Annotated in this window: 1 pseudogene; it reads left to right on the top strand. The window is 70.2% G+C overall.

What is annotated here, in order from left to right:
• A pseudogene (locus IEZ31_RS53855) lies at positions 1-436 on the top strand (ArnT family glycosyltransferase); the annotation flags it as partial.

Genomic DNA, 436 nt, shown 5'->3' on the forward strand with positions numbered 1-436 from the left:
CGGCCCTGGTCTGGCTGCTGGTCCAGCACACCGACCGGCGAACCCGGGTGTGGAACCTCGGCGTCTTCTTCGTCTCCTTCGGCGTGCTCGTCGCGTCGTACCCGGTGTTCGCACTGCTGAAGAACGAGCTGCTGCCCGGCGAGGGGCACGTCAGCCTCACCTGGGCGCTGTGGTGGCAGCTGTTCGGCCGGTCGGGCAGCGGCAGCCTCCTGGACCCGTCGTCGGGCACGTTCAGCCTGGCCAAGTCCTGGACGGACCTGGACCCGTGGCTGTTGGTTCCGGGTGTACTGCTGGTGCCCGCGGGGCTCGCCGTGGCCCGGCTGCGGCCGATCGGTATCGCGCTGCTGATCCAGGTGGTGATGATGTGCCGCGGCGGGTACATGCCGTTCGCGTACGTCATCGCCCTGCTGCCGTTCGCGGCGCTGCTCGTCGCCGG

Origin of the sequence: Dactylosporangium sucinum (assembly GCF_014647515.1) — a bacterium.
In the GTDB taxonomy this organism is placed as follows: Bacteria; Actinomycetota; Actinomycetes; order Mycobacteriales; family Micromonosporaceae; genus Dactylosporangium; species Dactylosporangium sucinum.